At 69.0% G+C, this 8,658-nt stretch carries 9 protein-coding genes; 6 read left to right on the top strand and 3 right to left on the bottom strand.

Features of this window, described 5'->3' with window-relative positions; translation table 11 throughout:
* A partial coding sequence (locus AC27VN_RS24200; RefSeq protein ID WP_490878156.1) for an NtaA/DmoA family FMN-dependent monooxygenase occupies nt 1-695 on the bottom strand: 695 nt, incomplete at its 3' end.
* 76 nt (nt 696-771) lie between these two features.
* Complete coding sequence (locus AC27VN_RS24195) at nt 772-1,683, bottom strand: TauD/TfdA dioxygenase family protein (RefSeq protein ID WP_490878155.1); 912 nt, start codon at nt 1,681-1,683, stop codon at nt 772-774.
* 216 nt (nt 1,684-1,899) lie between these two features.
* Between AC27VN_RS24195 and AC27VN_RS24190 the strand changes: the two genes are divergently transcribed.
* Together AC27VN_RS24190 and AC27VN_RS24185 are read left to right on the top strand one after the other, a co-directional pair.
* Nucleotides 1,900-2,232, top strand: coding sequence for a helix-turn-helix transcriptional regulator (locus AC27VN_RS24190; RefSeq protein ID WP_490878154.1), 333 nt, complete (start codon nt 1,900-1,902; stop codon nt 2,230-2,232).
* Nucleotides 2,222-3,484 carry a type II toxin-antitoxin system HipA family toxin gene (locus tag AC27VN_RS24185; protein WP_490878153.1) on the top strand — a complete coding sequence of 421 codons (1,263 nt, stop codon included), beginning with the start codon at nt 2,222-2,224 and terminating at the stop codon, nt 3,482-3,484. Before AC27VN_RS24190 ends, AC27VN_RS24185 begins: the two co-directional genes overlap by 11 nt.
* Nucleotides 3,485-3,488: 4 nt before the next feature.
* Here AC27VN_RS24185 and AC27VN_RS24180 read toward each other — a convergent pair whose 3' ends face one another.
* The gene (locus tag AC27VN_RS24180; protein WP_208509415.1) at nt 3,489-4,508 is read right to left on the bottom strand and encodes an ABC transporter substrate-binding protein; all 1,020 of its coding nucleotides are present in this window, start codon (nt 4,506-4,508) and stop codon (nt 3,489-3,491) included.
* 225 nt (nt 4,509-4,733) lie between these two features.
* Here AC27VN_RS24180 and AC27VN_RS24175 point away from each other — a divergent pair, with 225 nt between their 5' ends.
* From AC27VN_RS24175 to AC27VN_RS24160, 4 genes are all read left to right on the top strand, one after another.
* Complete coding sequence (locus AC27VN_RS24175; RefSeq protein WP_490878152.1) at nt 4,734-5,924, top strand: ABC transporter substrate-binding protein; 1,191 nt, start codon at nt 4,734-4,736, stop codon at nt 5,922-5,924.
* A gap of 49 nt (nt 5,925-5,973) precedes the next feature.
* Nucleotides 5,974-7,803 (top strand): ABC transporter permease, encoded by a 1,830-nt coding sequence (locus AC27VN_RS24170; protein ID WP_490878151.1) that lies wholly within the window; start codon nt 5,974-5,976, stop codon nt 7,801-7,803.
* Between the two features lie 17 nt (nt 7,804-7,820).
* A complete protein-coding gene (locus AC27VN_RS24165) occupies nt 7,821-8,399 on the top strand; it encodes an OsmC family protein (RefSeq protein ID WP_490878150.1) in 579 nt (192 codons plus the stop codon).
* Nucleotides 8,383-8,658 (top strand): ATP-binding cassette domain-containing protein (locus tag AC27VN_RS24160; protein WP_490878149.1); only part of this gene is annotated, 276 nt, incomplete at its 3' end. The genes AC27VN_RS24165 and AC27VN_RS24160, both read left to right, overlap by 17 nt.

The following is an 8,658-nucleotide window of genomic DNA, read 5'->3' as shown; positions in this document are numbered from 1 at the left end:
GCGCCGGCCTGGAACAGCAGCGGCGTGCGCTGCGGCGAAGGCTCGCAGGGATGCGCCGCATCGAGCCGCCAGCCTTCGCCCGCATGGCGGATGGCGCGCACGCGCGCGGGGTCGGCATAGATGCCGCGCGCGCGGTCGGCGATCACCGCGTCGTCGTCCCAGCTCTCTTCCCAGAGGCGGTAGACCAGCGTCATGAATTCGTCGGCCAAGTCGTAGCGCCGGTCGTGGCCGGTGGCGGCGGCCGCGCCCTGCGCGCGCGCCGAGCTGTCGAGGAAGCCGGTCACGATGTTCCAGCCGATGCGGCCCTCGCTCAGGTGGTCGAGCGTGGACATGCGGCGCGCGAAGGCATGCGGCGCCTCGGCCGCGATGGTGGCCGTGATGCCGAAGCCCAGGTGGCGCGTGACGCTGGCCATCGCGCTCACGAGCACGGCCGGGTCGTTGATCGGCACCTGGATGCCGTGGCGCAGCGCGGCCTCGGGGCTGCCGCCCCAGACGTCGTAGACGCCGGTCACGTCGGCGAGGAACAGGCCGTCGAACAGCCCGCGCTCGAGCGTGCGCGCGAGGTCGAGCCAGTAGGGCAGCCGCTTGTAGTCGGTGGCGCGGTCGCGCGGATGCCGCCACAGGCCGTGGGTCAGGTGGCTGGGCGTGTTCATGTCGAACGCGTTCAGCAGGATGGGACGGCGGGGGAGGGACATGGCTGGCTCGCGCGCGCGCCGCCGCGCGGGGCGGTGGCGCGCATCGCGCTGCGGGTGGGAAGGGCCGGCGGCGGTGTCAGTACGGGCGGCTGCCCGAGAGGCTGATGCGCTTGAGCACGCGGCGCTCGCCGTTGTCGAAGGCGCTGCGCGCATGCAGCGTGGCCTGGTTGTCCCAGTAGACGATGTCGCCCACGCTCCAGCGGTGCGTGTAGGCGAAGCGCGGCTGCAGCAGGTGCTGGCGCAGGCGCGCGATCAGCGCGGCGCCGTACTGCGGATCGACGCCCACCACTTCGACCTCGGTGCGCGCGCCCAGATAGAGGATGCGGCGGCCGCTGTCGGGATGGGTGCGCACCAGCGGATGCACCTCGAAGGGCTCGAGCGGCGTGATGTCGGGCGTGCGGTAGAGCGGGAAGCCGGTGGTGAGCGGCTTGAGCTTGCGCAGGAAGGGGTTGTAGGTGATGAGCCGCAGGTGCTCGATCTCGCGCTGGGTGCCCGCATCGAGTTCGTCCCAGGCCGCCGCGAGGTTGTACCAGGTGGTGTCGCCGCCCTCCGAGGGCACCTCGATGCCGTAGAGCAGCGAGCCCGACGACGGCACCGGCGTCCAGTGGTGGTCGGCATGCGCCGCGAGCTCGTCATGGCCGAGCACGCCGCCATCGACGTTCGACACCCGCACGATGTCGGGCGTGTTGCCGCCGTAGGGATCGGAGCCGAGCACCGGCACGTTCGACGGCGGACGGAACACGGCGCCGAAGTAGCTGGCCAGGCGCTCGAACTGCGCGTCGTCGAGCCGCTGTTCCTTGAGCACCAGCACATGCCGGTCGAGCAGTGCCTCCTTGAGCGCACGCACCTGCGCAGCCGGCACCGGACGCGTGGCATCGAGGCCGGTGACCTCGGCGCCGAGCGATGCGTCGATCGCGGCGATCCTGAACGGGACAACGGAAGAAGGTTCGGCAACGGTCGGCCGTTCGGCGGCAAGCACGGAGGACATGGCGTGGGAGCGCGGGCGCGCTGGGTGGAATGGATGCTGCGCCCGATGCTAGGAAAGTTCGCATGGGTTGCATGCGCTCTTTGCGCATGTGGATATGCGGAAAAGCGGGGGCGAGCGACCGATCCGAACCCGTCCCGCCGAGCTTGTATTCCTGCTTGCGCCATCAAGTCAAAATGCCTAACATAATGGGCATTAAGCGACTTTATGCCTAACTGAATGAGCAATTTCTCGATTCCCACCCAAGCCGCCGAGCATGTTGCACGGCTGGGGCAGCGCATCCGTGTCGCACGCATACGTCGTGGCTGGTCGGTGGCCGATCTGGCGGGCAAGGCCGGCATCAACCGCAACACGCTCACCGCGCTGGAACTCGGGAAGCCGGGTACGGCGATCGGCGTGTGCTTCACCGTGCTGTGGGCGCTGGGTCTCGACAACTCCCTGGACGCGGTGGCGGATCCCGACGGCGATCTGCACGGCAAGGCACTCGAAGCATCCCACCGACCCACGCGCGCGGGCAAGGTCCGCAAGACGAACGACGACTATGACTTCTGAGCGCGAAGCCTACGTCTACATCCAGCTTCCCGGCACCCTGGAGACGGTGCCGGCGGCGTTGCTCCGCGTGCAGACACTGGCCGATGGCACGCGGATCGGTCGCTTTCGCTACGGTGACCGTTACCTTCAGCGCAAGGAAGCGGTTGCGCTCGATCCCTTCCGCCTGCCCCTCGCCAAGGAGGTTTTCGAGTTCACGCAGCTCAAGGGAATTCCGGGCGCGGTGCGGGACGCCGGCCCCGACGCCTGGGGACGGCGGGTGATCGAGCACAAGCTCGAGCGCAGCGCGGGCGATCTCGAGGAGATCGACTATCTGCTGCACGGGCCACAGGACGGGGCCGGCTACCTGAGCTTCGGCCTGAAGGTCGAACCGCCCGCGCCCAGGCGGCACTACAACCGCACGCACCAACTGGCCGAGCTGATCGCGGCCACGCAGGCGATCGAAGAGGGCCGACCGGTGGCCGCGCATCTGCTCGAACAGCTCGATCCAGGCACCAGCATGGGCGGCGCGCGGCCCAAGGCCACGATCGAGGACGCGCGAAGCCTCTGGCTCGGCAAGTTTCCCGCCAGAGGCGACCGCTTCAATCTGCAGCGCGTCGAGTTCGCGACGCTGGACCTGGCGCGCCGTTGCGGCCTGAACGTCACCCAGGCCAAGCTGGAAGCGGTCGGCCAGAGCGACGTGCTGATGCTGCAGCGCTTCGATCGCGACCACACCGACGACGGCTATCTGCGCTTCGGTCTCGTCAGCGGGCTGACGGTGCTCGACTGCGGCGACAGCCACCTGGACCGGGAACGCTGGTCTTACCCATTGCTGGCCGACAACCTGCGTCGCTGGTCCGACAAGCCGGAAGCCGACTGCACCGAGCTGTTCAGGCGGATGGTCTTCAATGCCGCCGTGACCAACAACGACGATCATCCACGCAACCACGCCCTGCTGCGAAGGCAGAAGGGATGGCGCCTGTCTCCGGCCTACGACCTCGTGCCCGCGCCCATGGTCAGCCTGGAGCGGCGCGACCTGGCCTTGACCGTCGGCGATCACGGCCGCACGGCCAGCATCTACAACCTGCTGTCGCAGGCCGGGCGCTTCGGTCTGTCGACCGAAGAGGCGCGCGGGCACATCGATCGGCTGGTCGATGGAATCCGGCACTGGCGCGACGGCTTCTTCGCTTGCGGCGTGTCGGCCAAAGACATCGACCACATCGCGCCGGCCATCCTGCCGGACTGCTTCTTCTTCGAGAAGCCACCCGGCATGTAGCCCCTCAAGCCAGCACGTCCAACGACACGTGGTTCGCAAACCGAACCACGTCCGTGCTCTTCTTCAGGATCCCCGCATTCCGGAAGTCCGTCGCAAACGCCTCCACCTCGTTGCGCAGCGCCTTGCCCGCCGGATGGTGCTTGTAGGTCAGTTCGGTGAACAGCTTCTGCAGGTCTTCCACCGCGACCTTGGGTGCGTACTTGGCGTAGATGCGGGCCGACTCGTTCGGGTTCTCGGCCACGTAGTCGGAAGCCTGCGCGAGCGCGCGCACGGTGGCGGCGGCGCGCGGCTTGTCGTTGCGCGCGAACTCGCCGCGCGCGCCGACGATGCAGCACAGGCGCTCGGCGTACTCGCCCTTGGCGCTGTTGGCGATTTCGGTGAAGACGCCGGGGTTGCGCTTCTCGATCAGGTAGACGTTCGGGTCGCCATCGGCAATGGCCTGGATCTCGCCCTTCTTCACGGCGATGTCGAGCAGGTCGGCCGGATAGACGCGCCAGTCGACGTCCTTCTCGATGTCGATGCCCTTCTTCGCGAGATGGATCGCATAGAACTGGCGCGCCGGGCTGTTCTGGTCCGACACGCCGATGGTCTTGCCCTTGAGGCTCGCGAGCTCGGTGGTCACGCCGGCGGCCTTGGCGCCCACCAGCCGCAGGCAGCCGCCGTGCACGCTGCCGACCACCTTCACGTCGAAGCCGGCTTCCAGCGGCTTGACCCAGCGGTGGATCAGTCCCACGCCGACGTCGGCCTTGCCGGTGGCCAGTGCCTCGAGCATCTGGTCGGATGAGCCGGCCCAGTTCAGCAGCTCGACGTCGAGCCCGTTCTTCTCGAAGAAGCCGCGCTCGAGCGCGACCGGCACGGGCGCGAGGCAGAAGCCGGCCTGGCTCCAGGCAAAGGTCAGCTTGCGCGGTTGCGACCAGGCCGAGGCGCCGAGCAGGGCCGCGGAGCCCACGACGGCGGCGGCGGCGCCGGCTTGAAGAACGCTGCGGCGCGAAGGCGGCAGGCGCGAGGAAAGAGAGTCGGTCATCAGGGCTTCTCCACCGGAATATTCGAAGCGGCGAGTGTCCGAGCGCGGCCGATGCCTATCCAACGAATGTTTTCAGTCATGCATATGTCCGGCCTGCAAGAGTGCGAACAGCGCGACATGGCTTGCTCGGAAAACGCATATCGCGCAGCGCTTTTTTTCGTTCCAGCGACCCCGGGCAACGCGAAGAATGGCCGGCCTGATCTTCATGCCCGGGACCCCCACACCATGCCAACACCGATCTCCCGCCAACGCTTCCTGCACCGGATCGCCGCGCTGTCGCTGGCCGGCGCCGCCTTCGCGCTGTCCGCACCCGTCCTGGCCGCGCCGGCCAGCGGCGAGCCCGTCTGGTTCGGCGTCAGCGGTCCGCTGACCGGCCAGAACGCACAGTACGGCGCGCAGTGGAAGGCGGGCTTCGACCTCGCGCTCGAGCACATCAACGCGCAGGGCGGCATCCATGGCCGGCCGCTGGCCTACAACTTCGAGGACAGCCAGAGCGATCCGCGCCAGTCGGTCGCGATCGCGCAGAAGCTCGTGAACGACAAGCGCGTGCTGATCGAGCTCGGCGACTTCTCGAGCCCGGCCTCGATGGCGGCCTCGCCGATCTACCAGCGCGCGGGCCTGGTGCAACTGGGTTTCACCAACTCGCACCCCGACTTCACCAAGGGCGGCGACTACATCTGGAGCCCGTCGATCAGCCAGGCCGACGCGCAGCCGCTCCTGGCAGACCTCGCGGTCAAGACACTGGGCTTCAAGCGCATCGCGGTGCTCTATCTCAACACCGACTGGGGCCGCACCAGCAAGGACGTGCTGGTGAAGGCCGCGCAGGAACGCGGCGCGCAGCTCGCCATCGCCGAGGGCTACCAGCCCGACGAGAAGGACTTCCGCTCCACGCTCGTGCGCGTGCGCGACGCCAACCCCGACGGCCTGGTGCTGATCTCCTACTACCCCGACGGCGCGCTCATCGCGGGCCAGGTGCGCAACGTGGGCCTGAAGCAGCCGATCGCGGCCGTGGGCTCGGTCTATTCGCCCAAGTTCATCGAGCTCGGCGGCGCCGCGGTCAACGGCATCCACACCAACACCGCCTTCTTCCCCGAGGAGCCGCGCGCCGAGGTGCGCGACTTCGTGAAGAGCTTCCGCGCCAGGTACGACAAGGAACCCGACGCCTTCAACGCCTATGCCTACGACGCCGTGGTGTACGCGGCGGCCGCGCTGCGCCAGGCCGGCCCCAACGCCGACCGCAAGGCGGTGCGCGACGCCTTCTACAAGATCAAGGACGTGCCCAGCGTGATCTTCGGCAAGACCAGCTTCGATCCGCAGACGCGCCGCGTGATCGGCGTGAAGAGCGTGAACCTGGTGGTGAAGGACGGCAAATGGGCGCAGCTCGACGAGAAGGCGGCGCTGGCCTCGACCCAATGAACGTGCTCGCGCACGGCGCGCCTTTCCGTGAGGAGAGGGCGGCCCTTCGATGAACTTCGGCTCCTTCTTCGACTACACGGTCAACGGCCTGATCATCGGCAACATCTATGCGTTGCTGGCGGTCGGGCTGGCGCTGATCTTCGGCGTCTCGCACCTGATCAACTTCGCGCACGGCTCGGTCTACACCGTCGGCGCCTACATCGGCTGGGCCTCGATCACCTACCTGCACACGCCGCTGCCCGTGACGATCGCGCTGGTGGTGCTGGGCTCGGGCGCGCTCGGCATGCTGATCGAGCGCGTGGGCCTGCGCCCGCTGCAGGGCGCGGCACGCATCGCGCCGCTCTTGGCCACCATCGGCATCAGCTTCGTGCTCGACATCCTGGTGCAGCTGGTCTTCAGCCCCGATCCGCGCGCGCTGCCCACGGCGCTGCCCGACTGGCGGCTGCAGGTCGGCAGCGGCACCATCGGCGCGCTCGACCTGCTGATCGCGGGCATCGGCCTCGCGAGCGCGGCCGCGCTGTTCGGCTTCCTGCGCTTCACCAGGCTCGGCTGGGCGGTGCGCGCCACCGCACAGGACCGCGATGCGGCGCAGCAGATGGGCGTGGACGTGGACCGCGTGAACCAGACCGTGTTCGCGATCGCGGCCGCGCTCGGCGGGCTGTCGGGCCTGCTGGTGGGCATGTACTACAACAACATTAGCCCTGCGATGAGCTTCCAGGCCACGCTCAAGGGCGTGGTGGCCACGGTGGTCGGCGGCGTGGGCAACGTGCCGGGCGCCATCGTCGGCAGCCTGCTGCTGGGGCTGATCGAGAGCTACGGCGTGGCGCTGCTGGGCACGCCCTATCGCAACCTGTTCGCCTTCGCGCTGTTGCTGGCGATCCTGGTGTGGAAGCCCAACGGCCTGTTCGGCCGCAAGCGCGCGCTGCCGCCCGAGCCGCTGACCGGCACCTTCATCGCGCCGAGCAAGCCCTGGCGCGTGCCGCGCCGGCTGCTCGTGGCGCTGTTCGCGGCCGCGGTGCTGCTGCCGCTCATCGATCCCTCGCCCTATCTGCTGCAGACGCTCACCAACGCCTGGCTCTATGCGGCGCTGGCGCTGAGCCTCACGCTGGTGGCGGGCACCGTGGGCCAGATCTCGCTCGGCCATGCGGGGCTGCTGGCCATCGGCGCCTATGCCTCCTCGCTGCTGGTGCTCGACCTGCACCTGCCGGTGGGCACGGGCATCGTGCTGGCGGGCATCCTCACCTCGCTGATCGGCACCGCGCTGATCTTTCCGGCCTTCCGGTTGCGCGGCCACTACGTGTCGATCGCCACGCTGGGGATCGGCGAGATCGTGGCGCTCACCATCCTCAACTGGGAGAGCCTCACGCGCGGGCCGATCGGCGTCTCGGGCATACCGCCGCTGTCGCTGTTCGGGCGCGACGCCTCGTCGAACGGCGCGATCTACTGGGCCTCGTTCGGCGCCATGGTGCTGCTCGCGCTGCTGCAGTGGCGGCTGCTGGGCTCGCACCTGGGCCGCACCTTCCGCGCGGTGCGCGAGGACGAGGTGGCCGCGCGCGCCTACGGCGTGAGCCCCGACCGCTACAAGGCGCTGGCCTTCGGCTTCGGCGGCTTCGCGGCCGGCGTGAGCGGCGCCTTCACGGCCCACATGTACTCGTACATCAACCACGAGACCTTCGGTTCGCAGATCTCGATCCTGGCGCTCACCATGGTGATCCTCGGCGGGCTCGGGAACATCAGCGGCGCGCTGCTGGGCGCGGTTGCGCTCGTGAGCCTGCCCGAACTGTTCCGCGTCACCGCCGAGTACCGCATGCTGATCTACGGCGTCGCGCTGCTGCTGCTGATCCGTTTCCGCCCGCAAGGCCTGCTGGGCACCGTCTGAAGAAAGAACCGCACACCATGAGCCATCTCAACGATTACCTCGCCGAGAAGCGCGCCGCCGTGCTGGCGCGCAATGCCGCCGTCGACGCGGGCAGCGCGCAGCCGCTGCAACTGAAGGCCAGCGTGAAGGCCGAGGGCCGCAGCGGCGTGCGCCGCCTGCGCATCCGCGACCACCAGGTCATCAGCGACAGCCCGCCGAACTTCGCGGGCTACGACCTCGGCCCCAGCTCGCCCGAGCTGCAGCTCGGCGTGCTCGGCACCTGCGTCACGCACATCTTCCTGATCCAGGCGGCCGAGCGGCAGGTGCCGCTCGAAAGCCTCGAGGTCGAGGTCACCGGCGTCATCGATCCGCGCGGCGGCAAGCCGGGCCACGAGAGCACGCCGATCTGGCCGCACCAGATCGGCTACACGGTGCACATCGATTCGCCCGCGAGCCGCGCCGAGATCGACGCGCTGTTCGAGGCGGTCGAGCGCAACTGCCCGATCCTCAACCTGCTGCGCAACCCGCAGAGCATCCGCGCCGAGGTGAAGCTCGTGAACTCGAAGGCGCAGGCCGCCACCGCGCCGAAGGAAGCGGGCGATGCCATCGCTGCTTGAGATCCGCGGCCTGGTGCGCCGCTTCGGCGGCCTCACGGCCGTGAACGCGGTCGACCTGCACGTGGCCGAGGGCGAACTGCTCAGCGTGATCGGGCCCAACGGGGCCGGCAAGACCACGCTCTTCAACCTCGTGACCGGCCTGGATCGGCCCGACCAAGGGCAGGTGCTGTTCGAGGGGCAGGACATCACGGGCCTGCCCGCGCAGCAGCTCGCCGCGCGCGGCCTGGCGCGCACCTTCCAGCATGGGCGCGTGTTCGCC

This window comes from Variovorax sp. 20P10.2.4, from assembly GCF_058244205.1.
This window is presented reverse-complemented; position numbering and strand designations above follow the sequence as displayed.

What these genes read in the sequence shown, in the direction of transcription:
- AC27VN_RS24190 (WP_490878154.1), top strand. Translation starts at nt 1,900, where the DNA reads ATGAGCAATTTCTCGATTCCCACCCAAGCCGCCGAGCATGTTGCACGG.
- AC27VN_RS24195 (WP_490878155.1), bottom strand. Translation starts at nt 1,683, where the DNA reads ATGTCCTCCGTGCTTGCCGCCGAACGGCCGACCGTTGCCGAACCTTCT.
- AC27VN_RS24175 (WP_490878152.1), top strand. Translation starts at nt 4,734, where the DNA reads ATGCCAACACCGATCTCCCGCCAACGCTTCCTGCACCGGATCGCCGCG.
- AC27VN_RS24180 (WP_208509415.1), bottom strand. Translation starts at nt 4,508, where the DNA reads ATGACCGACTCTCTTTCCTCGCGCCTGCCGCCTTCGCGCCGCAGCGTT.
- AC27VN_RS24165 (WP_490878150.1), top strand. Translation starts at nt 7,821, where the DNA reads ATGAGCCATCTCAACGATTACCTCGCCGAGAAGCGCGCCGCCGTGCTG.
- AC27VN_RS24170 (WP_490878151.1), top strand. Translation starts at nt 5,974, where the DNA reads ATGAACTTCGGCTCCTTCTTCGACTACACGGTCAACGGCCTGATCATC.
- AC27VN_RS24185 (WP_490878153.1), top strand. Translation starts at nt 2,222, where the DNA reads ATGACTTCTGAGCGCGAAGCCTACGTCTACATCCAGCTTCCCGGCACC.